Annotated in this window: 18 protein-coding genes; 15 read left to right on the top strand and 3 right to left on the bottom strand. The window is 41.9% G+C overall.

All coding sequences use genetic code 11. The annotated features are described in order from the left end of the window. Positions 1 to 12: 12 nt before the first annotated feature. Together IIB39_09180 and IIB39_09175 are read left to right on the top strand one after the other, a co-directional pair. On the top strand, positions 13 to 1,644 hold the full coding sequence (locus IIB39_09180) for an acetolactate synthase large subunit (protein ID MCH8928873.1): 1,632 nt from the start codon (positions 13 to 15) through the stop codon (positions 1,642 to 1,644). 43 nt (positions 1,645 to 1,687) lie between these two features. Continuing rightward, positions 1,688 to 3,121: an aldehyde dehydrogenase family protein gene (locus IIB39_09175; GenBank protein ID MCH8928872.1), complete on the top strand. Its 1,434-nt coding sequence runs from the start codon at positions 1,688 to 1,690 to the stop codon at positions 3,119 to 3,121. A 79-nt stretch (positions 3,122 to 3,200) separates the two neighbouring features. Here the strand turns inward: IIB39_09175 and IIB39_09170 are convergent, their stop codons facing one another. After that, on the bottom strand, positions 3,201 to 3,761 hold the full coding sequence (locus IIB39_09170) for a cytochrome c (GenBank protein ID MCH8928871.1): 561 nt from the start codon (positions 3,759 to 3,761) through the stop codon (positions 3,201 to 3,203). Between the two features lie 135 nt (positions 3,762 to 3,896). Further along, a complete protein-coding gene (locus tag IIB39_09165; GenBank protein ID MCH8928870.1) occupies positions 3,897 to 4,286 on the bottom strand; it encodes a hypothetical protein in 390 nt (129 codons plus the stop codon). Between the two features lie 314 nt (positions 4,287 to 4,600). Here IIB39_09165 and IIB39_09160 point away from each other — a divergent pair, with 314 nt between their 5' ends. From IIB39_09160 to IIB39_09100, 13 genes are all read left to right on the top strand, one after another. Further along, complete coding sequence (locus IIB39_09160) at positions 4,601 to 4,897, top strand: hypothetical protein (GenBank protein ID MCH8928869.1); 297 nt, start codon at positions 4,601 to 4,603, stop codon at positions 4,895 to 4,897. A 71-nt stretch (positions 4,898 to 4,968) separates the two neighbouring features. Next, complete coding sequence (locus IIB39_09155; GenBank protein MCH8928868.1) at positions 4,969 to 5,793, top strand: ATP phosphoribosyltransferase; 825 nt, start codon at positions 4,969 to 4,971, stop codon at positions 5,791 to 5,793. A gap of 2 nt (positions 5,794 to 5,795) precedes the next feature. Beyond that, positions 5,796 to 7,088: a histidinol dehydrogenase gene (gene hisD, locus IIB39_09150; protein MCH8928867.1), complete on the top strand. Its 1,293-nt coding sequence runs from the start codon at positions 5,796 to 5,798 to the stop codon at positions 7,086 to 7,088. Then, positions 7,081 to 8,136 carry a histidinol-phosphate transaminase gene (hisC, locus tag IIB39_09145; GenBank protein MCH8928866.1) on the top strand — a complete coding sequence of 352 codons (1,056 nt, stop codon included), beginning with the start codon at positions 7,081 to 7,083 and terminating at the stop codon, positions 8,134 to 8,136. Before hisD ends, hisC begins: the two co-directional genes overlap by 8 nt. Beyond that, positions 8,133 to 9,224 carry a bifunctional histidinol-phosphatase/imidazoleglycerol-phosphate dehydratase HisB gene (hisB, locus tag IIB39_09140; protein ID MCH8928865.1) on the top strand — a complete coding sequence of 364 codons (1,092 nt, stop codon included), beginning with the start codon at positions 8,133 to 8,135 and terminating at the stop codon, positions 9,222 to 9,224. The genes hisC and hisB overlap by 4 nt, the downstream gene beginning before the upstream one ends. Next, the gene (hisH, locus tag IIB39_09135; GenBank protein MCH8928864.1) at positions 9,221 to 9,808 is read left to right on the top strand and encodes an imidazole glycerol phosphate synthase subunit HisH; all 588 of its coding nucleotides are present in this window, start codon (positions 9,221 to 9,223) and stop codon (positions 9,806 to 9,808) included. The genes hisB and hisH overlap by 4 nt, the downstream gene beginning before the upstream one ends. Beyond that, a complete protein-coding gene (hisA, locus tag IIB39_09130) occupies positions 9,802 to 10,515 on the top strand; it encodes a 1-(5-phosphoribosyl)-5-[(5-phosphoribosylamino)methylideneamino]imidazole-4-carboxamide isomerase (protein MCH8928863.1) in 714 nt (237 codons plus the stop codon). Before hisH ends, hisA begins: the two co-directional genes overlap by 7 nt. 3 nt (positions 10,516 to 10,518) lie before the next feature. Continuing rightward, a complete protein-coding gene (gene hisF / locus IIB39_09125) occupies positions 10,519 to 11,274 on the top strand; it encodes an imidazole glycerol phosphate synthase subunit HisF (GenBank protein ID MCH8928862.1) in 756 nt (251 codons plus the stop codon). Further along, positions 11,271 to 11,864 carry a bifunctional phosphoribosyl-AMP cyclohydrolase/phosphoribosyl-ATP diphosphatase HisIE gene (locus IIB39_09120; GenBank protein ID MCH8928861.1) on the top strand — a complete coding sequence of 198 codons (594 nt, stop codon included), beginning with the start codon at positions 11,271 to 11,273 and terminating at the stop codon, positions 11,862 to 11,864. The genes hisF and IIB39_09120 overlap by 4 nt, the downstream gene beginning before the upstream one ends. A gap of 419 nt (positions 11,865 to 12,283) precedes the next feature. After that, positions 12,284 to 13,987 (top strand): hypothetical protein, encoded by a 1,704-nt coding sequence (locus IIB39_09115; protein ID MCH8928860.1) that lies wholly within the window; start codon positions 12,284 to 12,286, stop codon positions 13,985 to 13,987. Between the two features lie 137 nt (positions 13,988 to 14,124). Continuing rightward, complete coding sequence (locus IIB39_09110; protein MCH8928859.1) at positions 14,125 to 15,168, top strand: radical SAM protein; 1,044 nt, start codon at positions 14,125 to 14,127, stop codon at positions 15,166 to 15,168. A gap of 113 nt (positions 15,169 to 15,281) precedes the next feature. Then, a complete protein-coding gene (locus IIB39_09105) occupies positions 15,282 to 15,629 on the top strand; it encodes a tetratricopeptide repeat protein (GenBank protein ID MCH8928858.1) in 348 nt (115 codons plus the stop codon). Positions 15,630 to 15,873: 244 nt separating this feature from the next. Further along, positions 15,874 to 17,691 carry a hypothetical protein gene (locus tag IIB39_09100; protein MCH8928857.1) on the top strand — a complete coding sequence of 606 codons (1,818 nt, stop codon included), beginning with the start codon at positions 15,874 to 15,876 and terminating at the stop codon, positions 17,689 to 17,691. Between the two features lie 233 nt (positions 17,692 to 17,924). On the opposite strand, the gene IIB39_09095 is transcribed toward IIB39_09100, so the two are convergent. Next, on the bottom strand, positions 17,925 to 18,317 hold the full coding sequence (locus IIB39_09095) for a hypothetical protein (GenBank protein ID MCH8928856.1): 393 nt from the start codon (positions 18,315 to 18,317) through the stop codon (positions 17,925 to 17,927). Between the last annotated feature and the right edge of the window lie 11 nt (positions 18,318 to 18,328).

Raw genomic sequence — 18,328 nt, 5'->3', positions numbered from 1 at the left:
TGGAATTTCTATATGAAAGCATCTGAGTTATTTGTTAAATGCCTTGAAAATGAAGGCGTAGAATATATTTTCGGTATTCCGGGAGAGGAAAATCTCGATATCATGGACTCGCTGCTTTCCTCCCATATCAAATTCATTCAGACGCGTCACGAACAAGGCGCGGCCTTCATGGCCGATGTGTACGGAAGGTTATCCGGTAGAGCCGGAGTCTGCCTCGCAACGCTTGGTCCCGGCGCTCTAAATCTTATGACTGCCGTTGCCGACGCTCAACTTGATAACGCGCCGCTTGTCGCGATTACCGGTCAATCACCTCTAAACTTGATGCACAAAGAATCACATCAATACGTTGACATCGTCGAGATGTTTAGACGCATTACTAAATGGAACACGCAGATAAAATCGGAGACTACAATTTCCGAGGCGGTGAGAAAAGCTTTCAAGGTTGCTCAAACCGAAAAACCCGGCTCAACACATTTGGAGCTGCCTGAAGATTTGGCCTCCGCGCAGGTTGAAGACGTTCCCCTTAAGTGGCAGCAGCCGATCCCGACGGAGCCAAATAAAGAACAGGTAAAAAGAGCCGCCGAAACAATAAGCAACGCTGAATATCCTATCATACTCGCAGGAAACGGTGTTATAAGAAGCGGTTCAACAAATGCGTTACTTGACTTTGCCACAAAATTGAACATTTCAGTTACCGAAACGTTTATGGCGAAAGGCTCAATTCCTAACGATAATCCACTCTCTTTATTCACTATCGGCTTGAAAACGAAAGACTACATCTCATGCGCAATGGATCATGCGGATGTTATAATAGCTGTCGGATACGATATGGTCGAGTACTCGCCTATTCAGTGGAACGAAAAGAGAGATAAAAAAATAGTTCACATACATTTCTCGCCTGCCGAGGTTGATTCTGCATACCCTGTTGAAGTTGGGGTGCTGGGGCATATCGCGTTCTCCTTGAATGCCATCGCCGAAATCGCAAAACCGTCAAAACTGCCCGTGCCAAATCCTCACCGCGAGGTGATGCTGAATGAAATACACGAGTATGACAATGATGATGGGTTCCCTATCAAGCCTCAAAAAATCCTCTCGGATGTTAGAAAATCGCTTCGAGCGGAGGATATTCTTTTATCTGACGTAGGCGCTCATAAGATGTGGATAGCACGGATGTACCCATGTTACGTACCCAATACGACGATAATTTCCAACGGATTAGCGTCAATGGGAATCGCTCTTCCGGGCGCTATCGCCGCAAAACTTTTATATCCCGAAAAGAACGTTATCGCTATATCAGGAGATGGCGGATTTATGATGAATTCACAGGAAATAGAGACCGCAATGAGAATCGGGACTCCATTTGTGAACCTCATATTTAACGACAGCAAATACGGCTTAATCAAGTGGAAACAGGACGCTCAGTTCGGCAGAGAATCGCACATAGATTTCAGTAACCCGGATTTTGTACAATACGCGGAATCTTTTGGAGCGAAGGCGTACCGTGTTGGAGCCGCCGACGAACTTCTTCCGATATTAGAGGAAGCGCTCCGGCAGGATGTAGTGAGCGTTGTGGACTGCCCTGTGGACTATCGGGAAAACATTAAACTAACTGAAGAGCTGGGAGAATTAACTTGCCCATTGTAATTAATGTAAAAATTTTTAATAGTGAAATTATAAAGGAATTGTAATGTCTGATTATCAAAAAATGTTCGTAGCCGGTGAATGGCGGGAATCCGATAAATCGGAGAAAGTGATAAATCCGTATAACGGTGAAACTATCTGCGAGATTGCCGTTGCTCAGGATAAGGATGCGGAAGACGCAACCGCGGCAGCCGTGGAAGTTTTTGAAACGATGAAAAAGATGCCGGGCTATGAACGAAGTGAAATACTTATGAACATAGTCAAGGAAATAGAAAACAGGCGGAAAGAGCTTGTTGAGATAATGGCTGTAGATGCCGGCAGACCGGTAAGAATAGCAGAAGTAGAACTTGATCGTTCGCTCCATACCTTCACTACGGGCGCGGAAGAAGCAAAGCGGATAGGTGGAGAAGTAATTCCTATGGACGTTGTAAAAGCCGGCGTGGGATATTATGCAATGACGAAACGTTTCCCTGTCGGACCGATATTGGGGATTACGCCGTTTAATTTCCCGCTGAATCTGCTTGCGCACAAACTTGCGCCGGCAATTGCTGCCGGATGTACCCTCGTTGTTAAGGCGCCGCCGCAGGCTCCACTCACTGCTCATATTTTAGGTGAAATTACCGAGAGTGCCGGATTACCCAAAGGAGCATTTTCAGTTTTCCACTGTGACGTTTCCACGGCGGAAAAACTTGTGACCGATGAACGGTACAGGATGATCTCCTTTACGGGCAGCCCTAAAGTGGGATGGCATATTAGAAGTATCGCAGGCACAAAAAAAGTGTTGCTGGAGTTAGGGAATAATTCAGCCGCCATAGTGCATAACGATACTGCTTCACTCCAACACGCTGCCGATAGGTGCGCCCTCGGCGGATATGGCGCTGCCGGACAATCTTGTGTATCTGTCCAAAGGATATATGTTCAGGAAAAAGTTCTCGATGAATTCAAAGAGTTGTTTTTCAAATCGATAGCGAATCTTAAAGTCGGAGACCCGCTTGACCCCGACGTCTCTGTCGGTCCGGTGATTGACGAAACATCCGCAGATCGGATCGAGGCGTGGATAAAAGAAGCGACAGAAGGAAATGCGACGATTTTGACCGGAGGCAAGCGCCACGGCTTGATGATTGAGCCGACCCTTTTAATTGACACTACTCCTGAGATGAACGTAAACGCCGGGGAGATATTCGGCCCTGCTGTCACGCTGACCCCTTATTCCGATTTTAAGGATGCGGTTAAGAGAGCAAATAACACTAAATTCGGCTTACAAGCCGGCATTTTCACTCAGGACATTTCCAATATTCTTTATGCATTCGAAAATTTTGATATGGGAGGAGTAGTCGTAAACGATTATCCTACCTTCCGAATCGATCATATGCCGTACGGCGGTTCTAAAGATTCCGGTTTAGGAAGGGAAGGCATCAAGTACGCAATTGACGAAATGACCGAAATAAAACTGCTAATTATAAATAATTCGGTAAATTAATTCAGATGTAAATAGACTCTCTGACTTTGCTCCGCAATTTGCAATAAATCTCAGTAATCCTCCCGATCTTCCGGTTACCTTATTTATTGCTGAGCGAATATATATAATTTACCAAATCCCAGAGCTCCTCATCCATATCTTCAAATGCATCCTGATATGACGGCATCGGCGTTCCGTCTAATCCGCTTACGAGAGTAATATAAATATCCCGCTGCGTATTTCCTCTGCCATAGTTCTTTCCTATTGTAAGATCACGTGGAATAGAAATTTTCCCATAATTATCTCTAAGCTCATCGGCAAACGGACCGTCTCCTCTACCCGATGTGCCGTGACATTTCCAGCAGTCCGCATCTATGAAAAATTGTCTTCCTCTTATTATGCTCTTTCTGGTGACCTGTGGAGGCACTCCCACTTCGATAACTTCCGGAGCTTCTCTTTTAAATTCATCAGAAAAGGTTTTAATATAATGTACCAACAACCAGCGTTTTTCTTCAGGCCATTCTCTCCAGCTCAACATTGAAGTCCCATGAATTCCATTTGTTATACTTTCATATAGATCCCAGTCATCCGGAATACTTCCACTTGGAGTCTGGCGAAACTTATAGACTCCATCCCGGAAATCGCGAGGTGGGGGAAGCATAAATGCCGCTGCCGGTCCATTGCCGCCTCCATTTAATCCGTGACAATACGCGCATGTACGGTCATACAGCGATTTTCCCTTAGCCAGATTTTCCTAAGAATTTTACTGTCCATTGATAATACGCTCAGCGGCACGTCAGCCTCCAAGAACCCTCCTGAAAATTCGAATGGCTGCGCTCCCGTGCATCACTCCGTCTGTATCGTCATCAACGCCCTTTATCCATTGACCGAATATATTAGCGCCTCTTGGAAGATTCAGACTTGCGTCAAGCCCGAAACGGGTAAACTTATCATTTTCCGAATTCAAGTTGGAACCTCCCGAGATATTTTGCTCACCCGTGTAATAGAGCGCTCCGATCCTTAATCGTTCATGCAGGCTCAGCACTCCTTTGAAAAACAAATCTTTCTCAGTATTTGTGTCAATCAGATCATTAGTCCCATTTACATAGGCGATTTCGTAATCAAATCGTGCCTTTATTGAACCGATTCCGCCATATGCCGATACACCGACCTGCCTCCTCGCCAAATTAAATCCCTCCCGCACCGGCTGAATTGAATAGACTAAATAAGGAGACATCTCGCTTGATAATTTGCGTAGTGACACATATGGCGTTTCAAGATGGAAATACCCGACGCGTAGATTAACTTCTCCGCTGTTCTCACCTGTTATGTTAATAAGATTATTATATGCGAGGAAAAACTGATGAAATTCTACTTCAGTATGAGTTTCTATTTCTGAGGACGATTATTTATGCATAGGATGGCTTTAAAATAAAAATCGCTTGACAAGTAAAGCGCAAAGAGTTATAATAGCACTTTACTTAGGTAAAGTGACGAGGAATGAAAAAATTACATAAAAAAGACTTGGAAATATTATACGAAACTATTGTCAGTCTCGATAACGTTCGGGAGTGTGAAGATTTTTTAAGAGACCTTTTAACTAAAACGGAGATTAACGAAGCCGCTATGAGATGGAAAGTCGCCCGTTTACTTAATGAAGGAACGACTTACATAGAAATTGAAAAAATTACAGGACTTAGCTCTACAACAGTTGCGAGAGTGCACAAATGGCTCAAAAAAGGCAAGGGTGGATATATAGAAATGCTTAGAAACAAATCACAAAACAAAAATAAATAAGAGATTTTAATTTGGAAAATTTAAACAAGGATAATGGCAGACTGAAATTAGCCATTCAAAAGTCGGGCAGGATGACCAAAGGTTCAATTGACTTACTCAGTGGCAGCGGATTCAGCTTCTCCTTCCGGGAGGGCGTCCTTTATTCTCCCGTAAGCAATTTCCCGCTGGATATATTAGCTATCAGAGACGACGATATTCCTCGATATGTTCAGGAAGGAATCTGCGATATCGGAATTGTAGGTTCCAACATCGTGGAAGAGGAAAATTCAGATGTGGAAATTCTATCCCGTTTGAATTTCGGCAGATGCCGCATTTCTATTTGCGTTCCAAAGAGTTCGCGGATAAAAAAAGTAAAAGACCTCAAAGGTAAAACCATTGCCACATCTTACCCGAATATTCTGGCAAAATTTTTAGAGGAAGCAAACCTTAATTCAAAGATAGCCGAAATTAGCGGCTCCACTGAAATTACTCCCGCAATAGGAGTAGCTGACGCTATCTGCGAGATTATCTCCTCCGGCAGCACATTGAAAATACACGGGCTTGATGAAATGTACGAAATAACCAAGTCAGAAGCGGTATTGATAGCGCACAAATCCACTATCGCTGATAAAACCAGGGAAGAACTCATCGGCAAACTTTTGGTTCGCATCCAAAGTAGAGTGCTTGCGCACGGCAAAAAATATGTCGCAATGAATGCCAACGTAAACAGCATTGAAAAAATAAAAACCTTGATACCGGGAATTAAAAGCCCGACTATTATTCCTCTTCTCGAAGATGATATGGTCGCTCTGCATTCTGTGGTTGATGAACAGAAATTTTGGGATGTACTCGATGAATTGAAAAGTGCCGGCGCCAGCGGTATCGTTGTCTCCTCAATAGATAACATCATCCAATAAATATGAAAATACGAATTCTTAAAAGTTTAAATCGAAAAGAAATGAGTGCGTTGCTGAACAGGAATGTCAATACCGAATCCTCTTTGACAGCTAATGTTGCAAATATCTGCCTGGATGTGAAAAACCGTGGAGATAAAGCTGTTCAATCTTATACAATGGAATTTGACGAGGTTGAACTTGATGGTTTTTTAGTGTCGAAGGAGGAAATTGATAATGCTTACGAAAACATCGGGAAAAATCTTTCTGATTCAATGCTCAGAGCTCGCGATAATATTCTGAAATTTCATGAAGCGCAATTATCGCCAATCATGGAAATCACAACCGATGTGGGTATCTCGTGCAGTCGTGAACCGAGGGCTATCGAAAACGTAGCGCTTTATGTGCCGGGCGGAACTGCTCCTCTCGTTTCAACCGTTTTTATGCTCGGCGTTCCCGCCCGGTTAGCGGGATGTGAACGGATTGCGATGTCAACTCCACCCAACGCTGATGGAAATATAAATCCCTCATTACTTGCGGCTGCTAAATTGGTCGGCATTCAAGAAATTTACAAAATTGGCGGAGCGCAGGCTATTGCTGCTCTTGCATACGGCACTGAATCCATTCAAAAGGTAGATAAAATTTTCGGACCGGGAAATCAATTCGTTAATGCGGCTAAAATGTTCGTTTCGAACGACCCGGACGGCGTAGCAATAGATTTACCTGCCGGGCCGACTGAACTTTTGATTATCGCCGATGATAGCGCCAATCCTCTATTTGCAGCGCTTGATCTCGCGGCGCAAGCGGAGCATGGGACTGATTCTAACGTTTTACTGCTCACCGACAGCGCTCAGTTTGCGAATTCTGTTTCTGAAGCGATTTCAAATCTTTCTCTACCTGATGACCGCAGGGAGATTATAAATATTTGCCTAAATAAATCCCTGATTCTCACTGTTGAAAACATTGAGGAGGCTATCCGATTTTCTAACGAATACGCTCCCGAGCATCTATCCCTCCAAATAGAGAAGGCTGACTCATATAAGGACAAAATCAAAAATGCCGGAACGGTTTTTCTCGGCAGTATGACGCCCGCTGCCGCCGGCGATTACGCTACGGGTGCAAACCACACTCTTCCTACGAATGGTAACGCAAAATCTTACAGCGGATTATCCTTAAGCGATTTCCAAAAATTTATCACGTTTCAAAAGACCGACACTGCCGGCTTAGGAAACATAGCACCTGCTGTAAAAGGGTTATCGGAAGCTGAAGGACTTCAGATGCATAACGAATCTGTGCAGGCAAGGCTCAGTGATGTTTGAACTGAAAAATCAGATACGACCGGAACTGCTCAATTTCAAACCCTATACAAGCGCTCGCCATCTTACGGAAAAAGGCAGAGTACTGTTGGACGCTAACGAGAATCCGTTTGATAATTTTATCAATATTGGAGCAGTGGTCGCCAATCGATATCCCGACCCGACTTCTGCGACTTTAAGAGCCGCCCTCTCCGATTACGTTGACGTTCCGGCTAATAATATATTCGCAGGCTCCGGTTCGGACGAGATTATTGATCTTCTGTTAAGGCTTTTCTGCACTCCGAATCAGGATGAAGTAGTTATCATCGAACCGACTTACGGGATGTATAAAGTCTCCTCAGAATTGAATGGAATCAGAACGAAATCCTGTTTGCTCGGTGATGACTTTGATATTGATATTTCCAAACTTGAGGAAGCTGTAAGTGAAAAGACAAAACTCGTTTTTTGTTGTTCGCCGAACAATCCCACCGGTAACATTCTATCTACCGATAAGCTGCTTGAATATACTCGGGACAAAGGTCTGATTTTAGTCGTAGATGAGGCGTACATTGAATTTTCCAGCTTCTCTTCACTCACTCGAAAAGCTGAAGAATTTCCTAATCTGATCGTCCTCAGGACACTTTCCAAAGCCTGGGGACTCGCGGGAATACGGTTGGGTTACTGCGTCGCAGGCGAGCAGATAATAGAATATTTAATGAGAATTAAACTTCCTTATAACGTCAATGTTTTGACCGAAAAAGTCGCCCTGCTTGTCCTTGATGACCGAATCGCTATGGAAAACGCCGTATCTGATATATTATCTGAAAGGGAACGGATACGAATCGAATTCGAAGGGTCTGATATTTTTAAAAAAGTATTTCCAAGCGAAGCGAATTTTCTGCTCGTGTTATGTGAGGACGCATCTAAAATTCAAAATTATCTCGCCGATAAAAGTATAATTGTCCGGAATCGTTCTTCTGATCCTCTTCTTGATAACTGCTTACGGATAACCGTCGGCTCAAAGGCGCAAAACGATCTTCTTCTTGAAGCTCTAAGGAGAATGCCTGTATGAAACTCGTGATTCTTGACAGGGATGGGACGATTATTAAGGAACCGCCTGATAAGCAGATTGATTCACTTGAAAAACTTGAGTTTGTTCCGGGTGTTATTTCAGGTATGAATTTATTATACAGCGCCGGATATACGCTGATAATAGCCTCAAATCAGGATGGTCTTGGAAGTGACGGTTATCCCGAGAAATCTTACCAAATAGTGCAGGATAAATTACTCTCTCTTCTTGAGGGCGAAGGAATTGAATTCGATGAGGTATTCGTCTGTCCGCATAAACCAGAGGACAATTGCAAGTGCCGGAAGCCGAAAACAGGTTTAGTTGATGCTTACATCGGCAAGATAAAACCTGATATTGATAATTCTTTCGTCATCGGTGATAGAGCCTCTGATATTGAGTTTGGTAAAGCGCTCGGCTTCAGGACTGCATTATTAGGCTCGGACAAATCGTCCAATCCTGATTTTAATTCGGAATACTTTCCGGACATTTGCCGCTGGATTCTGGACACTTCCCGATCTTCAGTGGTCAGCAGAAAAACCGAAGAAACTTCGATTGAAATTGAGCTCTGTTTAGACGGAAAAGGCAATAATAAAATCTCAACGGGCATCCGGTATTTCGATCATATGCTCGAACAGGTGTCGAAACATTCCGGTATCTCTCTCAATATCAAAGCCGAAGGGGACACCGACATAGACGAACATCACACAGTTGAAGACACAGGTTTGGCTTTGGGAGAGGCTTTATCCAAGGCAATCGGCGATAAAAGAGGTATTGAAAGATTCGCGTTTGCCGTACCGATGGATGAAGCTTCCGCCGATGTTTTGCTTGATCTCTCCGGCAGGAGTCATTTGGAGTTTGACGGACATTTTGAAAGGGAGATGGTCGGCGAACTACCGACGGAACTTGTTGAAGATTTCTTTAAAGCGCTCTCAGACACGCTTAACTGTACTCTTCATATCAAGGTGACAGGCAGAAATGACCATCACAAGATCGAATCAATATTCAAAGCCGTTGGACGTGTACTCAAAGATGCTGTTAAGATCAACATCATAGAGATCGACCGGATTCCATCTACTAAGGGAACATTATGATCGGATTAATAGATTACGGTGGCGGTAATATCACTTCAGTGTCGAACGCTCTTGACAGGTTAGGTGTAAATTACGTTAAGGGTTCAACGCCCTCCGATTTTGCAGGTGTGGATAAAATCATATTTCCGGGTGTGGGCGAAGCCAAAACAGCTATGGATGCCATCGGAAAGGGAGACTTGATACCCTACATCACATCTTTGGAAATCCCTTTTCTTGGTATTTGTATCGGATTGCAGATTCTATTTGATTACACCGATGAAAGGTCTACAAAGTGTATGGGCATTATTCAGGGTAAATTAAAAAAATTCGATTCCAAGGACAATAAAGTTCCCCAAATTGGCTGGAACAGAGTTTTATTCAGTGATGACTCTCCCCTATTTCATGGAATTGAAGATGGCGCTTATTTTTATTTTGTGAATTCATATTACGCCCCGGAAATTCCTGAGACCATTGCGATAACGGAATACGGCATTAATTTTTCCTCTGTCGTCAATAAAGATAATTATTACGGTGTCCAATTCCATACGGAAAAATCGGGTGAAATAGGTGAAAAACTACTTAAAAATTTTATAGAGCTATGCTGATATTCCCCGCTATTGATTTATACGAAGGACGATGCGTCCGATTGACCCGAGGGGAATTTTCGACTAAAAAAGTTTATGATAGCTCACCCGCGGAAATGGCTAAGACTTTTGCACAAAAAGGCTTTACTCATCTTCACGTTATTGATTTAGAGGGCGCTGAACAGGGCAGTATTATCAACTGGGATGCTATTTCTTCCATCATTTCCGCGAGTAAATTGAAAGTCCACATCGGCGGCGGAATTCGCAACGAGGAAGATGTTGAAAAACTTCTTTCCATCGGAGCCAATCAGGTAATACTTGGAACTGTCGTCGCAGAGTCCCTTCAATCAGCTGAAAGTTTTGCGAAGAGATTTGGCAGCGACCGGATTATAGTCGCGGCAGATTTCAGTAACGGCGCTATCCTTAGCCACGGCTGGAAAAAGAAACGAAGTTATTCGCCTCTTAAATTTATGGAAACGCTCAATAACAGCGGAATTGAATATTTTTTAAGTACCGACGTTCAAAAGGATGGCGTTCTGAAGGGTCCGAATATTGAATTTTACAAATCAATCCTGAGTGATCTGCCGAATATTAAGCTCATCGCTTCGGGAGGCGTTTCTTCTATTAGCGATGTCCAATCTCTTAAGCAATCGGGATTATACGGGGCCGTTGTTGGAAAGGCGATTTACGAAAACCTTATTGAACTTGATGATCTGGCTGAAATATAAATAATGCTGACCAAACGTATAGTTCCCTGTTTAGACGTAAAAGACGGAAGAACCGTTAAGGGAATAAAATTCAAAAATTTGCGCGATGCCGGAGACCCCGTCGAGCTGGCATCTTTCTATTCATCGGCGGGGGCAGACGAGCTCGTTCTTCTGGACATCAGCGCGAGTATCGAAGGACGCAATATATTTTTGGACATCGTGAAAGATGTTGCAAAGGAGATAAATATTCCGTTCACAGTTGGCGGCGGTATCTCCTCCATTGAACAGGTTGTAACTGTTATCGAGGCGGGTGCGGAAAAAGTCTCCTTAAATACAGCCGCAGTTCTGAACCCTGATCTGATCCGGCAGGCAAGCCTTGAAGTCGGTTCGCAGAGTATCGTTGCTGCCGTTGATGCGAAAAGAAATGGCGATAGTTGGAATATTTATATTAAAGGCGGCACCGAACATACCGGAATTGATGCTTTGGAATGGATAAAAAAGGTGGAAGACCTTGGAGCGGGTGAAATTCTTGTAACATCTATGGACAAGGATGGCACAGGCGAAGGTTTCGATTTGGATCTGTTGAGTGAAATTAATTTGAGAGTTAATATTCCGGTTATCGCTTCAGGAGGCGCAGGCGAGATGAGCAGTTTTTTCGATGCTTTCACTATAGGAAATGCTGACGCAGCGCTCGCAGCTTCGGTTTTCCATTATGAGAAATACTCTATCGAGGAACTTAAACAATATTTATTGAGGAATAATGTGCAGGTAAGAATATGAAGAATGAAATAGATTTCAGTAAGGGAAGCGGTTTAGTTCCCGTAATAATCCAGGATGATAAAACATCAGCTGTTTTGATGCTGGGCTACATGAATAAAGAGGCATATGATAAAACAATGGAGGATAAAATTGTTACTTTCTGGAGTAGGTCGAAAGAAAGACTCTGGCGGAAAGGCGAGACTTCCGGTAATTTTCTTCATCTCGTTTCTTCGCATGTAGACTGCGATTCCGATACTCTTTTGTTAAGAATAAAGCCTCAGGGTCCCACATGCCACACCGGTTCCTACAGCTGTTTTGACGTGCAACCTGATAATCTTTCCATTTTAACGGAGCTCGAAACTGTTATCTCCCAGCGTGCGCGAGACCTGCCTGAAGGATCATATACAACATCATTGTTCAAAGGAGGAACTTCACTCATCGCACAGAAAGTCGGTGAAGAAGCCGTTGAAACGGTAGTTGCCGCCTTAGATCAAAATCTTGAACGACTGCACGAAGAATCTGCCGATCTGATTTATCACCTTCTTGTTCTCTTACATAATAAAGGAACTACGCTCAGTTCGGTGCTAAGCGAACTTGAGAAGAGAAGATAGTAAGATTACTTCCGGAATGAACTCCTGCACACTGCGGGAAGAATTCCCTGATTATATCGTGATAAGTATATTCTTTCCGTTATTGTCTTTATTGTTCGTTCAACGCGATCCTCTTATGATATAACATTTGATACACCAAAATAATAGAATCACTGCTAAATTACACATAAAGACATGTTGAATATGTGATGTTTTAGTCCGATATTTAGCGTATCCGGCCGGTAATATTTGATTGTATAGAGACAATAATACGATGACTGGTTATACACTAAGTAAAAATTTAAGAATAGTAATTAGAGACGCTCGTAATATGCTACAGGGGCAGCCGTCTTTTCTTTCATTTGAAATAATTCAATCTTACAGCACTAACTTCGAACACCACAATTTATTCAAATTATCAAATAGCGGTTTATTTTAGATTGGTTAAAGTACAACAACTGTCAATTTTTATCTTAATTATTCTTCTTATTGGATGCAGCGCCGGCACGGTTGACTATGATAATTCTCCCGCTTTGCGAGAGGATGATAGAGAAAATATTCCAAAACCAAAAGGGAATAATGAGGATCAACTTTGGGATATTATTGATAATTACTTTTTTTATGAAATCGCTAAACCTCTCGATTTTGGCTGGACCGCAAGGAAGATAGGCTTTAAACTCGGGCTATCCGGGAGAAAAGAAGCAGATAATCTAAACAGTCTTGATGATTCACCGAATTCTACATGGTTTACTCACAGGCACGGGATTAAAAGGTTAAGCCAAGAGGAACTTATCAGGGGACCGAATAATACAAATGGACCTGATACGAGCGGCACCATAACAATAATCAAAGGTAAGTTTGAAGGTGGTTCTTTGGGATTTATAGTAGTGGATTCCCGTGGAGATAAATATGTACTTAAATTTGATGGACCGGGATGGCATGAGATGGCATCTGCTGCCGAAGTAATCACAACCAAATTTTTTCATGCAGCAGGTTATAATGTGCCCGAAAACCATATATTCTATTTCAATCCGTCCCAGCTAACTATTGATCCGAAAGTTACTGTTCCGACTCCTGATGCGAAAAAAAGAAGTATGACGAGAGAAGATCTTAAATCTATCCTTTCAGACCAACCAAGAAACAAAGATGGAAAGATCAGGGCTTTGGCAAGTAAGTGGCTAAGCGGAGTGCCATTAGGACCTTTTGATTTTCATGGCAGAAGAAAGGATGACCTGAACGATAGAGTAGAGCATGAAAATAGAAGAGAATTAAGGGGGTTACGAGTATTAAGTTCGTGGTTAGGCGATACGGACAGACGAATGGCGAATACTCTCGATATGTACATTACCGACAAAAATGATAACAGTTACGTTAAACATTATTTGATAGATATGGGCTCAACATTAGGAAGCAATTGGGGGCGTCCGCATCCGCCTAAATACGGAAATGAATACGCTGTAGATATTGCCAACATTGGAAAGGCGTTTCTGATGCTCGGGGCATATGAAGATCCATGGGATGATGTTGATTCGGTGCATTATACTTCAGTTGGATGGATAGAATCGGAGATGTTCGATCCTGAAGGTTGGGTAGCGGTGTATCCGAATGCGGCAAGTGAAAATATGACTTACAGGGATGCGTATTGGGGTGCGAAGATAGTTATGAGTTTTACGGATGAGGATATAAAAAACATTGTTAAAACAGGAAAAATATCTGATCCTGAAGCAGAAAAGTATTTAACAAGGATATTGATAGAAAGAAGAGATAAAATTGTTTCTCATTGGTTTTCCAAAGTGAATCCACTTGACGGATTTAAAGTCAATCTTGATTCAACGGGAAATCATATATTCAGTTTTAGAGATTTGGCATTGGATGCAGGCGTTGTAGGCTCTACAGGAAACCGATATAAGGTAGCTGTAAGAAACGTGAAGGAAAATTCAATCACGAATTACGAGCTGCGTGGGAATACCTATTTTTTACTCCCGCATATATCAGGAGAGAAGAATCAGATACAAAATTTTGAAATAGAGTTAAGTACTCAGAGAGATTCGAATTGGGGATCTGATAAAACGGTAAAAGTTTATGTTGCTTATCGCTCGAATATTAATAGTTTTGAAGTGGTAGCAATAAGAAGAGACTCATAATTCCAAAAGATGAGTAATAACATTGATTTTTCTCGTGACGGAAAGGTCAATATTTCAAAATCGTATCAAGAATTACATGATATATCTATTACACGACTTTATATTTTGAAGATCTTTATATATGAAAGGAGAATTAAATGACCGGTTATTCGGCTGGTAGATATATAAGATTAGGAATCAGAGGCGCTCGAAATATTATACTTAGGCGGCCACTCTCTGTATCATTTGAAATTACTCATTCGTGCAGCGCCGACTGCGAACACTGCAATTGGGGCGGGAGAGTCGAAGAAACTCACCTTACACCCGCTGAATACGGTGAAATCAGCCGTCAGCTAAAGCCGGTGATCGCTCACCTTTCCGGTGGCGAGCCGATGCTTCGTACGGATATTTGTGATATAGCCGCAGCCATCGCAAATCCAAACGGCGCGCCACTATTACAAATGGTTTCGCATGGAGCCAAATTATCAGTAAAAAGATATGAAGAACTCCGTAAAGCCGGATTAGATCGGTTTTGCATCTCCCTTGATTTTCCCGACGAACGTCATGATGATTGGCGCCATATTCCAGGCTTGTTTCAAAAGCTCAGTAGTAATTTATCAGAAATCGCCGCATTCAAGCGTAATGATATACTTGTAAACTGTTGTATTACGGGAGCAAACGCTCTTGCGTTACCGGACATAGTTAGAACTGCGAACTCATGGGGGGTCGGAGTGAATTTTTCAGCATACACTTCGCTTCGAACTAATGATAACCAGTTTTTAGTGAACGATACTGAGCTTGCTGTAGGTTTAAAAGAATCAATCAAGGAAGTCATATCACTCAAAAAACAGGGATATAAGGTTCTGACTTCTGATAGAATACTCTGGCGTTACTACGATTTTCTTGTCAACAGGACGACAGGAAAGTGTCAATCGGGGTATCGATTCCTCGTAGTCAATCCTGATGGAAGATTTACTCCCTGTGCAATGGTTAAGGAATATTTCCGTTCAAGAGAACAGATGGTCAGGGAATTCAGCAAAGAAAATTCTTGCAGGGAATGCTTTATCTGTACAAGAGCAGATACTGAAAAAAGCGTCAGAGATTTGCTTGTGGACAATTTGGGTTTCTTTTGGAAGAATAAGAATAATGGGCAACCGAAGAATCTCCTTATAGAAAAACCTGAAGCAGTTGTAGAGGCTTAATCTTCAGCATTTAACTTCCCCTAACATAACTAATACAGACCTCCACTGAATCTTCAAAAGTGGTTTTGTCATCCATAAAGTATAGCGCTAATTTTGTTGAAGCATATACAAATTTGGGTAAAATTTACGAAATCCTTAATAAACCAGATGATGCGCTTGAAAAATATAATCAAGCCCTCAAAATTAATCCAAATTATACTCTCGCAAAATTGAATATAGGGCGTCTGTTTATGTCTCTGACAATGTATGATAAAGCCTTAGTTTATTTTAAAAGTATATTGGAAGATAACCCTAAAAATGGCATGGCTTGTTTTTATATGGCAGTAGCTCATTATTTTCTTGAGGATTATTCATCAGCATGGCATAACGTTCATTTGGCTAAAAAGTTCGGATCTCCAACCGATCAGAAATTCTTACGCGCTCTGTCTGCGGTGATGCCGGAATATCAGAACGCAATTTAATTCTTTTCATATCTGATAATAATCCGACCAAATTCATTCGACGCCAAACACTCATACATTGATACTCAGCCGAAAGAGTGCATACATAAATGGGTAACAGACCTAAAATTAGATGAAATACGGAATCGGTAAAAAGTATTTGTCCAAGGAATAAATAATCGTTATCTTAACCTACGTATAATTAACATATCATTAATTGATATGTTAATATGGACGCTTAAACATAAAGGGAAGCATTGACTAATTGGACAATCCAATAAACAAATTCGTGCATAAATTCCACATTCCGGTAATGGGTACAGGATTTACCGTTGATACACCTATTCGAATCGCAAAATTCGGTATCTCAACCGTTATTTCTATTACTGACGATATGCTCATTGAACATATGAGGAAATTTCATGCGGAAGGTGCCGGAGAAACATATGAGGAAATTCCCCACAAAAGTGAAGATTCTCGCGTTCATAGGATAAGAAAATATCTTAACCTTGTTAACCGAATTGTTAAAAAGGATATGGACTCTCTCCGTAAATCTGATTTTGAACAGGGCACCGATATTACGCGCTATTTCAGAATGCTCCCGGATTCACCGCTAAAGACCGAATATCTCAAGATGCTTAAAGAAAAAGACACGGATATCAGAGAACAGATGCAGAATGAACTTCGTGAAAAGGTCGTTCCGGGAAGCATTGATGTCAATATAATGACCAAACTTGACAGAACCGGAGCAAGAGGAAATGAAGATCTTCCTATAGGGAAAAGTGATGCGCTTCTTGCTCTAAAAGGCTTTGCAGAGAGCACGCTGAACTCTTCAGTAGTCTTTTCCGCAGGTCTTAACCTGAGATTGTACACGTACATATCCAATTTTGCTGATTTCTTTCCGAACAAACTCGGAGAATTAAAAAAGCGGATAACATTAAAAGTAAGTGATTACAGATCGGGCGCCATACAAGGTAAATTCCTCGCTAAAAAAGGACTTTGGGTCTCCGAATTCAGAGTTGAATCAGGACTCAATTGCGGCGGACATGCCTTTGCAACAAAAGGCTATCTGATGGGTCCTATATTGGAAGAATTTAAAGAAAAGGGAAATGCTCTTAAAGAAAAGTTATTTGATATTTACACCAAGGCGCTTAAGAAATATGATAAAATTGTACCGTCCTCAGCTCCTGAAGTCAGCCTGACGGTTCAGGGCGGAATCGGAACAAATGACGAGAGGGAATTACTCCATAATCGTTATGATGTTGACTTAACAGGGTGGGCAACCCCATTCCTTCTTATATCAGAAGTGACCAACCTGGACGATGACCACAGAGACAGGCTGGCGGCAGCCGGCGAAGACGATGTGCATCTTAGCGACGCATCGCCTTTGGGTCTGCCATTCTGGGTGCTAAAGAATTCGGCAGCCGTGGAGGAAGTGGAAAGACTCGTTTCAATCGGCAAGCCGGGAAGCGATTGTCCTAAAGGTTTCCTTATTTCCAATACAGAATTTACCAAACATCAAATTTGTAGATCATCAAGAAATTATATGAGAAAAAAACTTGCGATTTTGGATACGATGGATGCTCCCGAAAGCGTTATCGCCAGACAAAGAGATTATGTTCTTTCGAAAGCTTGTTTATGCCGCGACCTTGCTTCTTCCGCTACACAAAATTTCAAAATTAAAAGAAACGGTAAAATTTTGATCTGCTGTGGACCCGGAATAATCAGCTTTTCCAAAAAGACAACGCTTGAAGAAATGGTTGATCATATTTACGGCAGAATATCGCTTATCACAGACTCCAACAGGCCACATATGTTCATCAAAGAGCTCAAACTCTATATAGAATACATTAGAAAAGAAGTAGAGGAATATACGTTAGAACTTTCGAACAGAACGCCAAAATATTTTCGTGAGTTCAAAGAAAACTTAAAAAATGGGATTGAGTATTACAAAAATAATGTAGAAGATTATATAGATCAACAGCGGGAACATTTCCTTGCGGAGCTTGACGCTCTAAGCAAGGAACTCAACGCCATTTTGACTGATAAAATACTTGAACTTCAACCTGTTGAAGTCTCATAGCATACAAAATCTCTTAATCAATATTTATAGATTGTAGTGTTCGAAAAAGAGCCTTACGACATTTTTTTATTATTTACAACCTTTTCGCCATCTTCCATTTAGGAAGTCTTGATTACTAATCCGTCGTCCCCCTTGTGATACAGAGACTTAGAGCGACTTGCGAAATTATTGTGCCGAAATTACCTTAGAAAAGGCGCTTTGGGCATACCCACCTGTTAATTGGGGATTGCTTATCACATCGTCAATGGATTTTCTTTCCGAACAACCCATAAACGCAGTCCTTCTGACTCATGCTCTGATTTTATACCTTTACTATCGGCTCGAATTACCCTAAGACCTAAATCTTCTAATAACTTTTTATGATCTGAGAAATAATTCAGGCGAGATAGGAGGTAAAATGGGCCGCTGTGGTTTTGAATTATTTCAATAATCTCTTGATGAAATTGGGTCTCTACTCCAGGATTATTGAATTTGAAATGGCCCTCCAGGCGGATAAACCTCGCTCCGGGCGGGAAAAACGGGATCAAATAAGAAATAGGATTTATCCCAGCCATAAATATTATCGAGCTGTCTAGCTGCTCCATATCCGGTACCGTCACCCTGAAATAGGATTTATCCCATGCCATTGTTTTCGGAA

Source organism: Candidatus Neomarinimicrobiota bacterium (genome assembly GCA_022573815.1).
Taxonomy (GTDB): Bacteria; Fidelibacterota; SORT01; order SORT01; family SORT01; genus JACZTG01.
This window is presented reverse-complemented; position numbering and strand designations above follow the sequence as displayed.

Coding starts and splice junctions, on each gene's coding strand:
- hisD (MCH8928867.1), top strand. CDS start 5,796: ATGAAAATACGAATTCTTAAAAGTTTAAATCGAAAAGAAATGAGTGCG.
- IIB39_09180 (MCH8928873.1), top strand. CDS start 13: ATGAAAGCATCTGAGTTATTTGTTAAATGCCTTGAAAATGAAGGCGTA.
- hisB (MCH8928865.1), top strand. CDS start 8,133: ATGAAACTCGTGATTCTTGACAGGGATGGGACGATTATTAAGGAACCG.
- IIB39_09155 (MCH8928868.1), top strand. CDS start 4,969: ATGACCAAAGGTTCAATTGACTTACTCAGTGGCAGCGGATTCAGCTTC.
- IIB39_09120 (MCH8928861.1), top strand. CDS start 11,271: ATGAAGAATGAAATAGATTTCAGTAAGGGAAGCGGTTTAGTTCCCGTA.
- hisA (MCH8928863.1), top strand. CDS start 9,802: ATGCTGATATTCCCCGCTATTGATTTATACGAAGGACGATGCGTCCGA.
- hisC (MCH8928866.1), top strand. CDS start 7,081: ATGTTTGAACTGAAAAATCAGATACGACCGGAACTGCTCAATTTCAAA.
- IIB39_09175 (MCH8928872.1), top strand. CDS start 1,688: ATGTCTGATTATCAAAAAATGTTCGTAGCCGGTGAATGGCGGGAATCC.
- hisF (MCH8928862.1), top strand. CDS start 10,519: ATGCTGACCAAACGTATAGTTCCCTGTTTAGACGTAAAAGACGGAAGA.
- IIB39_09170 (MCH8928871.1), bottom strand. CDS start 3,761: ATGCTTCCCCCACCTCGCGATTTCCGGGATGGAGTCTATAAGTTTCGC.
- IIB39_09095 (MCH8928856.1), bottom strand. CDS start 18,317: ATGGCATGGGATAAATCCTATTTCAGGGTGACGGTACCGGATATGGAG.
- IIB39_09110 (MCH8928859.1), top strand. CDS start 14,125: ATGACCGGTTATTCGGCTGGTAGATATATAAGATTAGGAATCAGAGGC.
- IIB39_09160 (MCH8928869.1), top strand. CDS start 4,601: ATGAAAAAATTACATAAAAAAGACTTGGAAATATTATACGAAACTATT.
- hisH (MCH8928864.1), top strand. CDS start 9,221: ATGATCGGATTAATAGATTACGGTGGCGGTAATATCACTTCAGTGTCG.